The following is a 17,726-nucleotide window of genomic DNA, read 5'->3' on the forward strand; positions in this document are numbered from 1 at the left end:
ATGATTCCTCCTAGGGATGACGACGGCGGAGCTCGGGGAGTACCTCGGTGCGGTAGAGGTTCATCATGTCGACGGAGTGCGGGCCCATGTTGGCCACGTAGACCTCGTCGAAGCCGGCCTCGACGTACGGCGTGAAGGCGTCGATGTGGTCATCGGCCTTCGGCCCGCAGGTCACCGACTTGGCAGTGGATTCCTTGGTGACGAGCTGACTCGCCTGCTCGAAATGACGCGGTGACGGCAGCACCTGGGCCAGCTCACCGGGGAGGCCGGAGTTGCCCCAGATCCGGTGTGCCTGCTCGATTCCTTCGGACTCGGTCGGTGCGTAGCTGACCTTGAATCCGGCCTGCGCGGGCTTGGTGCCACCGCCGTTCGTGCGGAAGCGATGGACCAGCTCGGCATCCGGTGAGGTGGTGATGTAGCCGTCCGCGATCCGGGCGGCGACATCGGTGGCCTCGGGGCCGAAGCCGGACATGTAGATCGGCAGCGGCTGCTCCGGCCGCGTGTAGATCCGGGCAGTGTCCACGGTGTAGTGCTTGCCGTGATGGGAGACGAACCCCTCCTCCGTCCACAACCGCCGCATCACCTCGACTGCTTCCTCGAGCATCTCCAGCCGGACGTCGACCGTCGGCCAGACGGTCCCGAGCACGTGCTCGTTCAACGCCTCGCCGGACCCGATGCCGAGCCGGAACCGCCCGTTCAGCAGTACGGCGCTCGTCGCCGCGGCCTGCGCGATCACGGCCGGGTGAATCCGCACGGTCGGACACGTCACCGCGGTCGTCACCGGCAACTCGCACACCTGTGAGATCGCCCCGATCGTCGACCAGACGAAGGCGCTCTGGCCCTGCTCGTCGTTCCACGGATGGAAGTGGTCGCTGATCCACAAACCGTCGAACCCGGCGTCCTCGGCCATCCGCGCCTGCTCGATCAACTGGGCGGGCGTGTACTCCTCGCTGGACAGGAAGTACCCGATTTTCACGCTCTCCTCCGATCACTGGGTCACCTCACCCGGTGCCCGCGACCTGAGGTTCTAAGCGTCTACTTCAGCAGGGCGACGGCTTCCTGGATGGAGTCGGTGACCAGGCTGCCGGTCGCTTCGAGGGCGTCCCGGCTCATCGCGCCGGTGCTGACGAGGATGCTGCCGGCCCCGGCAGCCCGGGCCGCGTCGGCATCGTCGACCACGTCACCGATCAGTACGACGTCGGCCGGGTCGAGGTTCTGCGCCTGGAGATGCCGGAGCAGGCTGTCCGCCTTGGAGCCGCCACCGACCTCGGCGACCAGCCCGTCGATCCGGGTGAAGTACGACGTCAGCCCGAACTCGTCGATCGTCGGAGTCAGCCGGTCGTGGAACCACATCGACAGCAACGACTGCGTCCGCCCGGACTCGGCCAGCCCCTTCAGCACGTCCTGCGTGCCGTCCGCGAGCAACGCTTCGGCGAGCAACGCGTCGTACCGGTCGTGGTACAGCTTGTCGACCTGCGCCCACTCCTCCTCGTCGAGCAGTCGCTTCAGGACCGTCTCGTACGAGACCCGCATCGGCCGCGTGTACGCCGCCTGCCAGTCCGCCCACGTGATCGCCGTACCCCCGAACCCGACGAACACCTCGTTCACCGCCGCCAGCACGATCTCGTTGTCGTGCAGCAAGGTGCCGTTCCAGTCCCACACCACATGCGCAATCTCCACCGCCACACCCTAATCCGCCCGGGGGAGCTGCGACCTTGAGCACGGCTCAGCCATCTGCGCGGCCGGATCGTGGTTGGTGGGTGCTCGAGGTGGGCTGGCGGAGAAACCTTCCATGGAGAGAATGAATTATTGGGAATGATTGGGGATTGAGTGGGATTGGTGGCGGGAAAGTGGTGATTCATTCCTGATACATGCCTTGACGAGGGATGAATCGGGTTTCACGATGTGCGCTATGACGAGCGAGAACGGGTTGGCCGAGGTTCCGCGGGGGATGAAGTTCCGGGCGCTCGCCGAGCAGTTGCGCGAGCAGATCGCGACCGGGGTCTGGACGGTCGGCGGGCGGCTGCCGACCGAGCCGGAGCTGGCCCGGTCGGCCGGGGTCGGCATCAACACCGTCCGGCGGGCGGTCGACCTGCTGATCGAGGACGACATTGTCCAGCGGCGGCAGGGGTCGGGGACCTACGTGCTGGCTCAGCCGTCGGGCATCCGGCTGCAGCGACGGTTCGTCGGGGTGCTGGTGCCGTCGACGTCGTACTTCTACCCGAAGGTGATCGAGGGGATCGAGCGGGTACTGAGTGCGGCCGGGGTGCGGGTGATCCTGTCGAGTTCGGAGTACAACCTCGAGGTCGAGGCCGAGCAGACCCGCCAGCTGCTCCAGGCCGGTGTCGACGGTCTCCTGCTGGTGCCGAATCTGCATCTGATGGACGACCCCGGGCTGTTCTTCGAGGACCTGCCCGAGCTGCCGGTCCCGTATGTGTTGATCGAACGCCGGCCGCCGCATCCCAAGCTGGACGACGCGACGCCGTACGTCTGCACCAACCATGAAGGCGGTGCGTACGCCGCGGTCCGGCACCTGACCGAGCTCGGCCACCGGCGGATCGGTCACCTCGGACGCCTCCGGACCGGTACGGCGGATGCCGTGCAGGCCGGGTTCGACGCGGCGATCGCGGAGTTCGGCCTGCCGGTGATTCCCGAGGTCAACCAGCGGCGGGAGATCTGGTCCACCGAGGGGATCGCCGAGTACGCCCGGACCTGCGCCGACAACGAGGTCAGCGCGGTCTTCTGCCTGGGTGATCGCGATGCGTCAGCCCTGGTTCTGCATGCGCGCCGGCTCGGGCTTGATGTTCCCGGCGACCTGGCGATTGTTGCCTATGACGACGAAGTGGCCGACCTGGGGGAAGTGCCGCTGACTGCTGTCTCACCACCGAAGGCCGAGGTGGGAGCGCTCGCTGCGGAGCTGTTGCTGCGTCGCCTCACCCAGGGCGAGACGGCTCCCATTCATCAGGTCCAGCTGCGTCCGCGGCTGGTCATCCGTGCCTCGTGTGGTGCGGCGAGTCGAGAGCTGGTGGAGATGTGAGGCCCTACCTGCTGGCGGCCGCGTTGATCGCGGCCCTGCTACATCCTGTGAGTGCGAATGCCGAACCGGCACCAGAGGTTGCCCCCGGCAACTTCGTCGTCAATCCCGGGTTTGAGGGGCCGATCGGCTGGACTCTGTCAACGGGTGCAACCCTGGATTCCACCGCGCAGCAAGGCGAGCGGGCACTCAAGGTCACGTCCGGAACCGGTACGGCGTGGGAGGGCGCGAACTCAACATCCTTCGGACTCGACGGTCGCCGTACTGCCCGGGTGACGGTGTCCGGGCAAGTGAAACTCGACGGCGTCGTACCGGGTCCAGCCGCCGACAATGCGGCCAAGGTCTACATCGCGTTCGTCAATGCGGCCGGGGTGAAGACCTGGCAGGGCGTTCGGCTACACGGGACCCAGGACTGGACGTTGCAGACCGCGACCTACGCCGTACCGGCTGGGACGGTGTCGGCGTTCGTCAGCGTGGCGCTCGATCGTGCGGTGGGGACGGCGCGGTTCGACGACCTCCGGGTCGCGGCGAGTGCGCCGGTCAACCTGGTGACGAACCCCGGATTCGATACCACGACAACCGATCCGAACTGCCCGGCGGCCGGATGGTGTACGCCGTACCTGAGTCAGGTCTACGACCTCAGCGAGGGGGCGATGCGGCTGAAGGGCGTGCCGGGCAAGAAGGTCGGCGGGTTCGTCACGACGCAGGTCGACCAGGCCGTCTGGCCAGTCGTCACGGTGGCGGCGGACGTGCGGACCGATCAGTTGGTGTCGTCGGACTTCACCGACGTACCGGGCGGGCTGCGGGTCAGCCTGAGCTTCTCGTACGTCGAAAACGGGCAGACGACTTACACCGGGTCGTCGATCATCGCCGGGGTGATCACCGGGAGCCGCGGGTGGTCGCGGATCTCGGGGACGATGAGGTTGCCGGCGAAGACCAAGCGGATCCAGGTGATCCCGACGGTCACCAACGCCACCGGTACGGCGTGGATCGACAACGTGAGTGTCAGCACCGAATCCGGCTGGGTATCGCCGGACGCGGTGAGCAAGTCAGTTGCCGCGGGCTCCGAAGTTGTGCACTACACGACGATCACGAACCGGCGCGAGGTCGCGGACACCTTCCGGCTCAGCCTCGACCAGTCGGGTTTGGCGCCGTACTCGGCGAGGCTCGACGCGGACTCGGTCACCTTGGCTGCTGGTAAATCCGCCCAGGTGAAGGTGTTCGTCGCCGCGCCTGAGGCGCAGGCAGTTGGTACGACGCGCGAGGTCAAGCTGCTGGCGACTCCCGCTGGTGCGCCGGAGCTGACCCAGACTGCGTGGCTCGAGACTTCCATTGCGACTGCAGCGGTGCGTGGCGAGCAGCCGCAGGTGTTCAACACTGCTGGCGAGTTGGATGCACTTCGGCAGAAGGTCGCCGAGCAAGGCTGGGCGAAAGATGCCTTCGGCAAGGTAGTGAGGACCGAGGCAGACAACTGGTTGCCTCGGGCCCTCGACAAGACGATGTTCCACAATGCGTGGACCGGTAACTACAAGTGTCCGGGCACGAACACCAGCTTGCGGTTCGACTATGACAAGCCGACCGAGCACACCTGTCCGATCGACGGGAAGGTGTACACCGGTGAGCCGTATGACAGCGCCTGGATCGAGACCTGGCACTACAACGCTGCGCAAGGTGCTGCGGACCTGGGACTCGCGTATCAGCTGACGGCGGATCCTCGGTATGCGGCGAAGGCGCGGGATCTCCTGCAGTACTACGCCGACCAGTTCGTGTCGGTGCCGTTGAACGGGCTCTACGGGCGGGTGCACTACCAGGTGCTGGACGAGGCGGTGTCGTCGATCGCGTTGGTCGATGCGTATGACCTGATCCATGACTCGCTGACGGCGGCCGAGCGGGTGGACATCGAGCAGAACCTGCTCCGGCCGCTGGCCGACCTGATGATCTCCTGGCCGACGTCCACCTCGAATTTCCAAGCCTGGAACGACGCCGGGATCTACTCGATCGGTGCTGCGCTCAACGATTCGGCGTACAAGGAGTATGCGCTGCACGACTCCGAGGACGGGCTGGAGTTCCTGCTGAACAAGGCGCGGATGAACGACGGTTGGTGGTGGGAGGGTTCGGCCAGCTATCACGTCTACGCTCTGCAGGCGCTGACAAGCTTGGCGATCGCCGCGAGGGGTGAGCACGACTATCTCGGTGATCCGCGGTTCAAGCAGATGTACACCGCCTTGCTGCCTTACCTGTATCCGGATCTGACTGTTCCGGCGGCCGGTGACGGTGGCAACTGGGGACGGCGGTTCGGGGTCAGCTTCACGCAGTTCGCCGAGTTCGCGTACGGCCAGTACGGCGATCCGCGGTTCGCGGCGGCGCTCGACTACGCGTACACGAATGCGAAGGTGCCGCGGACCGATCGGTGGGCGCTGCGGTACGGCGCGGACGCCATCCCACCGAGTTCCGGATTGCGGGTCGGGAGCACGAATTTCGCCAGTCTCGGTGAGGCCGTCCTGCAGTCACACAACGGCCGGAACCTGGCCCCGAACCCCGGACTGGAGGACGAGTCCACGGCGGCGAACGGCGTACCGACGTACTGGAAGCTGGACGGCGCTTCGTGGGTGACGGATGTCGTGATGGATGGGAAGCGTGCGGCTCGAGTGGCGGCCGAGCTTTCCGGCTGGCGTGGAATGCGGCAGGACGTGCCGCTCGATGGTCGGCGCACTCCGACGGTCCGGTTGTCGGCGCTGGCCAAGACGTCGGGGGCGACGGCTGGTCGGTTGTCGGCGAGCTTCCTGGATGGTCGCGGGGAGGTGCTGTCGACGCGGAGTGTGGCGTTGCGGCGGGATGCGGACTGGACGGCGTACGACGTGGATGCGGACGTGCCATCGGCGACTCGATCGGTGCGGCTCAGTCTCGGCAGTGAGCGGGGGACCGGAACGCTGTGGTTCGACCAGGTGGATCTGTGGACGAATCAGTTGCTGGTCGATGGTCAGCGCGAGGTCCCGGTGAAGGGCGGCAACGTTGGATCGCTGGCGCTGAGCGGGGCCGGCCCAGTGGAGTTGACCTTCCTGGACAAGGACGGCGCCGTACTGGGGACAAAGGCGGGGAAGTTCCGGGTGCAGGCCGAGGTACCGACGCAGACGGTCAGGGTGCGAACATCGGCGGCCCGCCGAGCGGTGTTGAGCTTCGGCCACGGGATTGATGCCTTCCAGGCGAACTACCTGCGGCTCGACTACGGGATCGCGGGTGGCACGCACGGGCATGCCGACAAGCTGCATCTGGACGTCGTTGGTGCCAGCGGGCTGCAGTCGACCGACCTCGGCCAGGTGTACGGCGCTTCCAATGCGGATCTGACCGAGAACTGGTACCGGGAGACGGTGTCGCACAACACGGTCGTGGTGGACGGGACGAGCCAGGATCGGAATTTGCGCGGCAGTCTGAAGTACTTCGGTACCACACCGCGGTTGCAGGTCGCGGACGCGGAGGTCAAGGGTGCTTATGCCAGCGTCCCGGCACTGAGCGATGTCGAGCTGGAACGCGCAGTGCTGCTGACCGACGACTACGCGCTCGACGTGTTCGATGCCAAGGGCACCAAACCGCATCGGTTCGATCAGTCGTGGCACGGCGCCGGTTCGCTGACGATCGGGACCGTGCCGATGACGCCGGCGCCTTGTTGTGTGCTTGATCCGGACAACAAGAACTTCGGCTACCACCTGCTGAAGAATGTTGCCGAAGGCAAGGCTGTGGACGGCCGGTGGACCGGTACCTGGTCGAGCGGTTTGAAGCTGACCGCGTTGGAGCCCGAGGCAACGACCGTGCTGCACGAGACCGGGCCGGGGACGGCGTCCACCGGTACGGCGATCCCGTTCGTACTGGCGCGTCGTGAGGGTGTGACGGCGACCCGGTACACAACTCTGCTGGAAACCTCGCCGAAGGTGTCAGAGGTGCAACGGATTGCGGACGGGCACGTGAGGGTCGACCTGGCCGCGGGTGGTCGGGACGATCTCCTGTACGACGAGGGGTTCGCGCTGATCAGGCGAAACGGATCGGTGCAGAGTGTCGACCTGCTGCAGCGAACCGCGGTAGCGGTCGACGGCCGCACGTACGTCGAGGCATCGCGGAAGCTGGACAACGCCTCGATCGAATACGCGGGGCACACTGTCCGGATCGACGTACGGCGCTCGTCCGTGGCACCGACTCCGGCCACGCTGCGGATCTATGCACCCGACGTTCGGAACGTGACGGTGAACAACCAGCCGGTCCAGGCCGTTCCGGTGGGCGGTGGCTATCTGAAGGTCGTCGTGAATGCGTGAACTGATGCAGTGGGTCGGGATCCCGGAGGCGGAACAGGCCGTAGTTCTCGCGTCGCCGCCGGACGAGCAGCAGCTCGCGGCGGCGGTCGCGGAGTTGCGGCGCGATCTCGGCACTCTCGACAGTCGGGCGGGCTGGCCGCCCGGCAGTGGCACGCTGCCGCTGTACGCCTACCTGACGGTCCTGCCGGGCGTGCTCGCGTGGCACGCCGCGCGCGGAGTGCCGCGGGAGGTGTCGCAGGCAACGATGCGTCAGCTCGGTTCCAGGGTCCGCGACGGCGAGATCGTCCGCCCGTACTGGTTCGCCCGGCACTTCCGCGGCAGCCTCTATCGCCTCGGCCGGCTCCAGTTCGACCGCACCACGCGGCACGGCGAGCCGATCCTCGACATCCATATCCCCGGCGACGGGCCACTGAACTCTGAGGCCTGTGATAACTCGCTGACCGCCGCCCGCCCGTTCTTCGCCAAGCACTTCCCGGCCGAGGAGTACAAACGAGCCGTCTGCACCTCCTGGCTCCTCGACCCCCAGCTGGCCGACTACCTGCCCGAGGACTCCAACATCCTCCGCTTCCAGCACCGCTTCACCCCGGAGACAGTCGTCTCCCAAGCCGACGACGACGTCATCACCTTCGTCTTCGACCTCCCGCCCGGCGCCGACCTACCCCGCCGTACCCGCTTGCAGCGAGCCATCGCCGACCACCTTGCCCAAGGCAAACACTGGCACCACGTCACCGGCTGGCTACCGCTCTGAGCCGCTGTTTCCGGACAGCGTGACGGAGGTCTCCTCGCGTAGATTGACTAAGGGTAGGCTTACCGAAGAAGATCGAGTCCTCGCCCAGTTCAGGAGGAATCGTTCGGTATGCGGCTGTACCTGCTCGCTCTCAATCCGACCGATTCCGTCACCGAAGGGTTTCTCCCGGCGGCTGCGCGGCTCGGGCTTGCGGTGACTGTGCTGACGGACTCGGTGGACGCGCATCGTGAGGCCTACAAGGGCTTTCCGGAGCCGCCGGAGATTCGGCACTGTGCGGTTCGGGACTTCCGGGAGGTGATCGGTGAGCTCTCCCGGCGGGGCAGGCCGGAGGCGATCTTCACCAACAGCGATCACTTGCAGACGCAGGCCGCGCTGGCTGCGCAGTACTTCGGCCTGCCGGGGAAGGACTGGCAGGCGGCGTTCCGGGCCAAGAACAAGGCGGAGACCCGGCGTTGGCTGAGTGACGCCGGTCTCGACACGGTCTGGGCTGCCGAGCTGGCTCCAGGCTTGACGGACATCCCGTTCCCCTGTGTGGTCAAACCGCGTGAGGGCGTCGCGAGCGAGGACGTCGCGCTCGTCGAGGACCTCGACGCCCTGAACCGGTTCGCGGCTGAGGTTCAGGAGCGTCGGCCGGACGTCGTACTGCTGGTCGAGGAGTTCCTGGCCGGTGACCTGTGCACCCTCGAGACGCTCGGTGACGGCACGCGTCGCCAGGTGCTCGGCGGGTTCCGTACGGCGGTCTCCGAGCCGCCGGCGTTCATCGAGTTGTCGCTGGAGTTCGTCGAGCATCCGCAGGCGATCACGGATCAGGTGCTGGCCCAGCTCGACGCGCTCGGGGTCGGGTTCGGCGCCTGCCACACCGAGTTCGTCGTGCAGGCCGACGGCCGGGTCCGTCTGATCGAGGTCAACTACCGCGCGATCGGCGACCGGATGGACCTCGCCCTCGAGCAGATCCTCGGCATCCCGTACTTCGAGCACGTGCTGCGGGTCCACCTCGGGGAATCGCTTCCCGCGGAACTCGGCGCGCGCTCCGACCTGACGTCGTACAGCCTCTACATCTGTGCGGACCGGCCCGGAACGCTGACGGCCGCCCCGGAGCCGTTCGATCGGACGGTCGACGGCATCGCGTTGTCGTACCGGACCTTCCGCGAGGTCGGCGCGGAGCATCCGCACTACCGGACGAACCGCGACTACCTCGGCGTGATCCAGGGCATCGGCGCGGACAAGGCAGCGCTGCTGCGGATCGCCGAGGAGTTCGTTCGTGATCACGTCTGGGAGATCCAGTCGTGACTGCGAGCACGACGTTGACCCTGCGCGTTCTCTCGACGCTGATCCGGGAAGACGTGCTCGGGCTGCGGACCGGCAGCACGCTGGTCGAGCGGGCCGATGGGCTCTGGCTCGAGCTGAATCAGATCGCGGTTCCGGTCGGCGAGGACAACTTCCAGGCCGAGTACGGCGCTCGCCGGCCGCTGCTCGAGGTCGACGGCACGGAGGTGACCGGCCTCGACGACATTCTCGCCGTACTGCGGGACCTGGCCGATGCCGAGGATCGCGGCGGCTACGACACGTTCGCCGACGAGTGCCGGCAGACGCTCGCCACGATGGAGTTGCACGACGAGGTCCAGGCCGAGGTGCTGGCCGGGCTCGCGCAGCGGTACGGCGATGATCCGGCCGACTGGACAGGTCTCGGCGGCTCGCTCGCGTTCGACACGCTGGCCGCCTTCCTCGACCACCCGGTCTACCCGACGGCGCGCGGGCGGCTCGGGTTGACCGCGCAGCAGGTGCGGGCGTACACCCCCGAGTTCCATCCGACCTTCCAGCTCCGCTGGGTCGCCGTACCGGGGCTTGCGAAGGCCGCCTGGCCGGAGTGGTGGCCGACGACCGCCGACATCGGTCTGCCGGAGCTGACCGACCACACGACGCTCCCGATCCACCCCCTGACAGAGGTGGTTGACGGCGTCCTGGGTCCGATTCCGTACCTCGACGTCGTACCGACGCTGTCGACCCGGACCGTGGCAGTCGTCCAGGACCCGCGCTTCCACCTGAAGTTGCCGATAGCAACGGCCACGCTCGGTGCGCGCAACCGCCGGACGATCAAGGCGGGTGTGCTCGTCGACGGCGCCGCGGGCGAGCGGCTGATGCACGAGATCATCGCTCGCGAACCGCGGTTCCGGACGACGATCCTGAACGCCGACGAGCAGACGTACTACGAGAGCGGCCACGAGCTGTTCGCCGTACTGCTCCGCCGTTTTCCCGACGACTTGGACGACGCGCTCGTCGTCCCGCTGGCCGCCTTCGCCGCGCAAGCGCCGAGCGGGCGCCGGGTCGTCGACCACCTCGCCGACCGCTTCTACGACGGCAAGGTCCCCGACCTGTACGACGCCTTCGTCACGCTGCTGCTCGATTGGCAGACCACGCTGTTCGGCTACGGGATCGCGGTCGAGTCCCATCAACAGAACACCTCGGTGATCTTCGACCGCGTGGACGGGAACACGCGGATTCGCCTGCTGTACAAGGACAACGACGGTCCCCGCATCAACGTGACGCGCTGGACGGATCGTGGCGACTTCACCGATGCCCGGGTCTTCGGCGAGGACGATCGCGCGCTGACCGATCTCTTCACCACCATCACCGTCCACCTCTGTACGGCGTCCCTCGCGTTCGCGCTGCCGGAACACGACCTGCTCGGCATCCTGCGCACCCGCCTGACCGAGGCCGTCGGCCGCCTCTGTGCGGACGGCGCTGCGCTCAGAGCCGACCTTCTGGACGCTGACCGGCTGCCGGTCAAGGCGATGGTCACTGCAGGAACCCTGTTGAGCAAGCAGCGTTCTGGCGCCGCAGACATCAACAAGCACTACACGACCGGCCCCAACTACTTGCGGCTCGCACTGTGACCCTCCTTGCCACTCCGCCTATCGCGTCCCCGCGGCCGAAGCTCAGCCGGTCGCACGTGCCAGCGATTGCCGGCTGCTACTTCGTCGCCTCGTTCGCCGCGCTCGGCCTGCCGCCGTACCTGACCGAGATCCTGCCCTCGCTCGGCGATCCGACCGGCCGTTGGGCAGGTCTCCTGTACGTCGTTCCGACCGTCTTCAGCGCGCTTGGTGCGCCCTTCTGGGGTTGCCTGGCCGATCGTTATGGACGGAAGCGGCTGCTGTTGCGGGCGCAGCTCGGGTTGTCGATCGCCTTCCTCGCGGCCGGGTTCGCGAACAGTCTGCCGGCCTTCACGCTGGCCCTCGTTCTGCAAGGCTTCCTCGGCGGAACGTTTGCCGCCAGCAACGGTTATCTCGCGGCCGCGCTGACCGGCGATCGGCTGTCGAAGGCGCTGACCTTGATGCAAGGCAGTGCCCGGGCTGCGTTGGTCGTGGCACCAATCCTGGTCGGCTCGCTGAGCCCGTGGGTGTCGCCGCATCGCCAGTACCTGATCATGGCCGTGCTGCCGCTAGCGGCCGCCGTACTGCTGGTTCTGTTGCCTGAGCCCGATCATCCGTCGGTGGAAGTGCATGAGGTGCTGCCGGAGCAGCCGCCGCCATCGCTGCGGACCCTGCGGCAGCTGTACTTCTTCGAGTTCGCCTTCGTCTTCGCGACGATCATCTCCTTCCCGTATCTGATCGCGCTGATCGAGCAGCGGATGCCTGATACCTCAGGAGCGGTCGCCGGGGCGCTGTTCGCGTTGCCACACCTGTGTTATCTCGTGCTGGCAAGCAGTGTGCACAGGCGCTTTCTGAGGCATTCGCACGCCGGGATCGCGGCCGGTCTGGGCTTCGTCGCCCTTGGTTTGGCTGCGCACGCAGTGGTTGAGACCCTGCCCGGTTTCGTCGTCGCGCGCGTACTGCTCGGTATCGGGCTGACGCTCGGTCTGGTGTGCCTGTCGATTCTGGCCGCCGACGCGGCGAGAGGGCGCGCGCCCGGCCGGATGTTCGGTACCGTCGAATTCTTCTCCAAGGGCGGAGCGGTCGCCGCCGGCGCCGTTGCTGCTGGCTCGAACAGTGCGTTCGGCGCAGCCGCGCCGGTGCTGATCGGAACCGTTGCCGCCTTGGTCACAGCCGTTTCCGCCGCGTTGCTCATTCGTCCCCGTACGACTTCGGAGTCACCTATGTCTGTCATGCAGTCCCTTCCCCCGGCTGCGACCGCTGTACCGCGCGCCGACCATGTGGTCGCGCACACTCTGCTCAACTGCCTGCTGCGCGAGCTTTCCGGTCCGGAGCACCAGAGCGCTGTCGACGACGGCTGGCTGCTCCTTCGATTGCCGCGCGCCGGGGTTGTCCTGCGCGTCGAACTTCGCCGTACGGCGTTGATCGGAGCCCATCGCTTCAGTGGGCCCGTGTTCCAGGAGCACGGTGTGTTCTGGTCCGAGCTGACCTGGCACGAGCTGGCCGATCATGTACGACGGGAGCTCGCGCTGCGCAGTGGGTTCGAGAACGAGGAGTTTCTCCCGCAGATCGAGTCCAGCCACGAAGGTGTCACCCGCGCGCTGAACCGGACCCGGCCTGTTGGTCCGGACCGCTTCCTAGAGTCCGAGCAGGCGATGCTGTTCGGGCACCGCTTCCACCCGGCACCGAAGGCCCGGACCGAGAACCGCGACGACTGGGCCGCGTACGGGCCGGAGTCGCGGGCCGCGTTCCAGCTGCGCTATCTAGCGGTCCGCGCGGAGCTGCTGGCCGAGGAGAGCCTCGACCCGGAGATCACTGCGCTCGTCGACGGCCTGTGCGAGGTTCCGGACGGCTATCGGCTGCTGCCTGCGCACCCGTGGCAGTTCTCGATGATGCGGGCCAACCCGCTGTACCAGGCCGCGGTCGAGCGCGGTGACGTCATCGACCTCGGGGTCGGTGGTGTCCCGTTCACGGCGACCTCGTCCGTGCGCACGCTGGCCGGTCCGGATGCGTTCCTCAAGTTCAGCCTCAACATCCGGATCACCAACTGCCTGCGCAAGAACGCGGCGTACGAGATGACTGGTGCGGTCGCGCTTACCCGGTTGCTCGCACCCGTGCTGGACGATCTCGCGGTTCGGTTCCCAGGCGCCGCCGTACTGCGGGAGCCCGCGTTCCGCACGCTCGCTCTGCCGGGTGCGGACGGTGCTGCCGATGTTGCGGTGTACGAGGGGTTCGGGCTGATCGTGCGGACCGGGCTGAACGACGTACTGCGTCCTGGTGTGACGCCGTTGATGGCAGGTGCGGTGGCTGACGAGTACCCGACCAGCTCTGCGCACATCTCGCACCTGCTCGACGGAGCCGATGACGCCGAGATCGTGTCCTGGTGGACGGCGTACCTGCGGTTGCTGATTCCGCCGGTGCTGGCCGCGTACCTCGACCACGGGGTGGTGCTGGAGCCGCACCTGCAGAACGTGCTGATCGGTGTCGACGCGAATAACCAGCCGGTGCAGGTGCTGTTCCGTGACTTGGAAGGCACCAAGCTCGTCGACGAGCTGCACACCGAGACGCTCGCGGGCCTGCCGGCGGATGTCGCCGGTCCGATGACGTACGACGCTCAGCGCGGCTGGGACCGAGTCGTCTACTGCCTGCTGGTCAACCACGTGTCCGACCTGCTCGGTGCGGTCGCCGACCTGAGCCCGGCGCTCGAGGGCCGGCTGTGGGCCGAGGTGCGGGCTGTGATCGCCGAGTACGCCGACCAGAACGGCTGCCCGCCGCTGCTGGCCGCCCTGCTGGCCGGTGTGCCGCTGCCTGCGAAGACCAACATGCTGACCCGCTGGGGTCGGCTGCCGGACCGGAGTGCCGGCTACGTTCGGCTGCCGTCGCCTCTCGCGGAGTCCGTCCTCGCGGCAGCGGCTGATCGGTGACTCCTACCGTTGGCGAGTTTGTGGCCGATCTGCCGGCTGATGCGCTGCCCGCCTACGTCTACGACCTGGGCGCGCTGCGCGCCCACGCGGCGATGGTCCGGGCGGCGCTGCCGAAGGGGGTCGAGCTGTACTACGCGGCCAAGGCCAACCCGGACGCCGCCGTACTGGAGACGTTGCAGGATGCGGTCGACGGCTATGAGGTGTCCAGTGCGGGCGAGTTGGCTCACGTGCGTCAGGTGGCGCCCGGTGCGCCGCTCGCCTTCGGTGGACCAGGTAAGACGCCGGCCGAGATCGCTGCCGCGGTCGAGGCCGGCGTCCACCGGTGGCACTTGGAGAGCGTGCAGGAGCTCTACCAGGTGGCGTCCGCACTGAGCAGTGCGCCAGAGCAGCAGCTCGACGTACTGCTGCGGGTCAACGTGCCGGTGGCGGAGGGCTCGCTGGAGTCGGTCGCCCTCGCGATGGGTGGGCGACCGAGTCCGTTCGGGCTCGATCCGGCCGACGTTGCGCGGGCGCTGGAGCTGCTGGCCGGTCCGATGAGCCGGCAGCTCCGGCTGCGCGGGATCCACGCGCACCTCGGCAGCGGGCTGAATGCGGCCGAGCACCTCGTGGTGGCCGAGCAGATCGTGAACTGGTCGGCCGCGCTGGCCGGGCGGCACGGCCTGCGGTTCGAGGAGGTGAACGTCGGTGGCGGGATGGCGGTCGACTACGCCGACCCGTCGGCGCGGTTCGACTGGGCCGAGTTCGGGGACGGCCTGCGCAAGCTGCTCGATCGGCGACCGGAGTTGCGGCTTCGGATCGAGCCTGGACGCGCGCTGACGGCGTACTGCGGGTTCTACGCGACCGAGGTCCTGGATGTGAAGCTGAGCCAGGGGGAGCCGTTCGGTGTGGTCCGGGGTGGTACACATCACCTTCGGACCCCGGCGACCAAGGGGCACGACCAGCCGTTCGCCGTCGTACCAGTCGAGGAGTGGTCGCATCCCTGGCCGCGTCCGGAGGCCTCCGGACGGGTGTCGTTGACCGGTCAGTTGTGTACGCCGAAAGACCTGCTGGCACAGGGAATTCCGGTCCCGGTGATCAGGGCCGGGGACCGGGTGGTGTTTGCTATGGCGGGTGCTTATGCGTGGAACATCTCGCACCACGAGTTCCTGATGCATCCGCACCCAGGGTTCTACTGGATCTGAACCGGTCTACCGCGGGTTCCCGAAGGGGCAACCTGCTTGTGCAGGGCAACTTTCCTCCCACGGCCGGGCTCTCGGATAAGGTCGGACGGCGTTGCGGGGTCACGAGCGAGGGAATGAAACTGATGGCGGCAGCCCGGGGGCGAGGGCGCGAGTGGTTGGCAGTGCCGCTGGCGGCACTGGCAGCGGCGGCGGCGTACATCGCCGGCGGGATCATCCGCGGCAGCTACCCGTTCGGGTCGATCCCGCGGAACATCCTCGACCTCGGGCAGCAGTTCATCCCGATGCACGCCCACCTGCGCGACATCATGACCGGGACCGCGCCGGGCGACTTCTTCTTCAACTGGTCCAGCGGGTACGGCGTCCCGTACATCGGCGACTTCATGGCCTACAACGGGGCCGCGCTGTCCTGGATCGTGCTGCTGTTCCCGCGGGACAAGATCGACCTCGCGCTGTACGTGATCTCCGCGACCGCGATCGCCTGCGCGGCGGCAGCGATGACGGCGTACCTGCGCAAGTTGCGTCCGGGCGGCCCGGCCTGGCTGGCGGCCCTGGCCGGCGTCTCGTACGCGACCTGCGGGTGGGCGTTCGACGACGGCGGCTACATGACCGGCTGGCTGTACGGGCTGATCGCGTTCCCGGTGATCTGCCTGCTCTGCGAATGGGTCTGGCAATCGCGCTCGCTGCCGTCGATGATCGTCTCGCCGTTCGTCATCGCCCTGTTCTGGTACTCGCACTTCTACACCGTCTACATGGCCTCGCTGGGCGCCGCGATCGTGGTGATCGCGCGCGTGCTGGGAGATCCCGAGGGCGGCGACTGGCTGCGCCGGATCCGTGGCGCGGCGCGCTGCCTGGTCGTGGTGGTGATCGGGATCGCGCTGTCGGCGCCGCTGTTGGTCCCAACCTTCAAATCGGTCGGGTACGCGCGGCCGAGCCCGGACGAGACCTTCCACCCGATCGGCTGGCTGTACTTCTTCGGCCGGCTGCTGCCGGGGACCGAGGGGGTCGGGAAGACGCCCGGCCTGGCCGTCGGGACCCTGATGCTGCTCCTTGCGCTGAGCTTCCCCTTCAACTGGAAGATTGCACTCCGGGAGCGGATCGTCTGGTCGGCGGCCATCCTGCTGGCGATCGGCAGCATGCAGATCACCATCACCCACGAGATCTGGCACGGCTTCGACGCGCCCAACGGCAACCCGTACCGGCAGGCGTTCGTGATCGCCGGGCTGATCGTGATCGCGGGCTGGATGTCGGTGGCCACGGGGATCACCAAGGTGTCGACGGTCGTCGTACCGGCTGTTTTCCTCGCCGCCCTGTATGCCTTCGCCTGGAACAACTGGACGTCGACCGCGGTCACGGCCGTCGCCGTACCGGTGGTCGGGGTGCTGGCGATCGCGGCGTGGGTCGTTACGCGCTGGAAGCCGACCAAGCGGGTACTGCGGATTGCTCCGGTCGTGCTCGTGGTTGCGGTGCTGGTGGAGTCGGGCGCGTCGTCTTACGCGATCGAGGCGCATCGCGGCGAGAAGTACCACACCGGCCGGGCCTGGGCGGCTCGGCAGGAGACCGCTCGGGCGCTGGTGATGGGGGACAACGACTGGCCGCGGCAGCGCGTCGCGCCTGGTGCGTTCACCACCGTCAACGATCCGATGCTGATCGGGGGCGAGGGGCCGGAGTACTACAGCTCGACGATTCCGGACGAGCTCACCCAGGAGCTGCTCAACCTCGGCTTCGGCTACTCGGCGTTCGGGCGGTCCATCGTCGATCCGGTGAACCCGGTGGTCGACGCGGTGTTCTCGGTCGGTGCGCGGCTGACGCTGAACCCGAAGGGGGAGTTGCAGCTCGCGCGCAGCCAGGTCGCGCCGTTCGTCACGGTGCGTCCGCTGAGGCCGTGGGTCTCGCAGCTGGGGGCGCCGTACGGACTACAGGAGACTGCGCTCGGTGCGGGCGTGTACACGACCCCGAAGCTGCGCGCGTATGTCGACGAGGGCTCCCCGGTCACCGTCAGCGACAAGCGGCCGGGCGTGCTGACGATCAATCACCCGGTCGGCCTGCCGAAGGCGGGCGAGTTCCGCCTCACCGCCCGCTGTACGCCGGGTGACGAGGTGTACTTGTTCGGACCCGAGTTCGTCGGCGACGTCCTCGTGGACGGGCGTAAGTGGACGATCAGCCTGACCACCGGCGCGAAACGGCCCGGCATCTTCCGCGGAGCGCCGGTCCGCCGGGTCAGTACGGCGGGGCCGAGCGGCGTGGTCGACGTGAAGCTGCGGGTGCCGGAGCCGACCAACCTGCCGGAACGCCCGATCGGCTGCCTGGACCGAACCAAGCTCGACGCCGCAGTCGCCACCCTCCGGGCGAGCCAGCCCGCCGAGGTACACGTCGGCGGCCACAACATCGACGTCAAACTCAACCCCGGCACCCGAGGCCTCGTCGTCATGGGCGTAGTCCGCACCCCAGGCTGGCGCTGCCGAGTCGACGACCAGTCCTGGCGCAAACCCACCCAAATGGCCGGCCTGATGGCCATGCCAGTAGGACGCTCCTCAACCAAGGTCTCCTGCACCTACCACCCAGCCGGCCTCCGCCTAGGCCTCCTGGTCGGAGCCGGCGCCCTAGCCGCCCTCCTCCTAACAGTCGCCGCCCTATCCCTACTCCGCCGCCGACGCCCCACCCAACC

General features: G+C 67.6%; 10 protein-coding genes. 8 read left to right on the forward strand and 2 right to left on the reverse strand.

Annotated elements, in window-relative coordinates:
- Nucleotides 1–10: 10 nt before the first annotated feature.
- Nucleotides 11–976 (reverse strand): TIGR03557 family F420-dependent LLM class oxidoreductase, encoded by a 966-nt coding sequence (locus E1261_RS31860; protein WP_132413134.1) that lies wholly within the window; start codon nt 974–976, stop codon nt 11–13.
- Between the two features lie 59 nt (nt 977–1,035).
- Complete coding sequence (locus tag E1261_RS31865) at nt 1,036–1,680, reverse strand: HAD family hydrolase (protein WP_238176558.1); 645 nt, start codon at nt 1,678–1,680, stop codon at nt 1,036–1,038.
- A 232-nt stretch (nt 1,681–1,912) separates the two neighbouring features.
- On the opposite strand from E1261_RS31865, the gene E1261_RS31870 reads away from it, so the two are divergent.
- From E1261_RS31870 to E1261_RS31905, 8 genes are all read left to right on the forward strand, one after another.
- A complete protein-coding gene (locus tag E1261_RS31870; protein WP_132413138.1) occupies nt 1,913–3,037 on the forward strand; it encodes a LacI family DNA-binding transcriptional regulator in 1,125 nt (374 codons plus the stop codon).
- Nucleotides 3,034–7,338 (forward strand): heparinase II/III domain-containing protein, encoded by a 4,305-nt coding sequence (locus E1261_RS31875; RefSeq protein WP_132413140.1) that lies wholly within the window; start codon nt 3,034–3,036, stop codon nt 7,336–7,338. The genes E1261_RS31870 and E1261_RS31875 overlap by 4 nt, the downstream gene beginning before the upstream one ends.
- Nucleotides 7,331–8,086: an acyltransferase domain-containing protein gene (locus tag E1261_RS31880; RefSeq protein WP_132413142.1), complete on the forward strand. Its 756-nt coding sequence runs from the start codon at nt 7,331–7,333 to the stop codon at nt 8,084–8,086. Before E1261_RS31875 ends, E1261_RS31880 begins: the two co-directional genes overlap by 8 nt.
- A gap of 108 nt (nt 8,087–8,194) precedes the next feature.
- A complete protein-coding gene (locus E1261_RS31885) occupies nt 8,195–9,376 on the forward strand; it encodes an ATP-grasp domain-containing protein (protein ID WP_132413144.1) in 1,182 nt (393 codons plus the stop codon).
- Nucleotides 9,373–10,980 (forward strand): IucA/IucC family protein, encoded by a 1,608-nt coding sequence (locus E1261_RS31890; RefSeq protein WP_202875188.1) that lies wholly within the window; start codon nt 9,373–9,375, stop codon nt 10,978–10,980. Before E1261_RS31885 ends, E1261_RS31890 begins: the two co-directional genes overlap by 4 nt.
- A gap of 56 nt (nt 10,981–11,036) precedes the next feature.
- Nucleotides 11,037–13,880, forward strand: coding sequence for an MFS transporter (locus E1261_RS31895; protein WP_202875190.1), 2,844 nt, complete (start codon nt 11,037–11,039; stop codon nt 13,878–13,880).
- Nucleotides 13,877–15,061: a type III PLP-dependent enzyme gene (locus E1261_RS31900; RefSeq protein WP_202875191.1), complete on the forward strand. Its 1,185-nt coding sequence runs from the start codon at nt 13,877–13,879 to the stop codon at nt 15,059–15,061. The genes E1261_RS31895 and E1261_RS31900 overlap by 4 nt, the downstream gene beginning before the upstream one ends.
- 122 nt (nt 15,062–15,183) lie before the next feature.
- A partial coding sequence (locus E1261_RS31905) for a YfhO family protein (RefSeq protein WP_165952725.1) occupies nt 15,184–17,726 on the forward strand: 2,543 nt, incomplete at its 3' end.

The sequence above is a fragment of the Kribbella albertanoniae genome, from assembly GCF_004348455.1.
Classification (GTDB): Bacteria; Actinomycetota; Actinomycetes; order Propionibacteriales; family Kribbellaceae; genus Kribbella; species Kribbella albertanoniae.

Bases quoted from the DNA above. Each gene is read 5' to 3' on its own strand.
- E1261_RS31885 (WP_132413144.1), top strand. From the start codon at position 8,195: ATGCGGCTGTACCTGCTCGCTCTCAATCCGACCGATTCCGTCACCGAA.
- E1261_RS31870 (WP_132413138.1), top strand. From the start codon at position 1,913: ATGACGAGCGAGAACGGGTTGGCCGAGGTTCCGCGGGGGATGAAGTTC.
- E1261_RS31880 (WP_132413142.1), top strand. From the start codon at position 7,331: ATGCGTGAACTGATGCAGTGGGTCGGGATCCCGGAGGCGGAACAGGCC.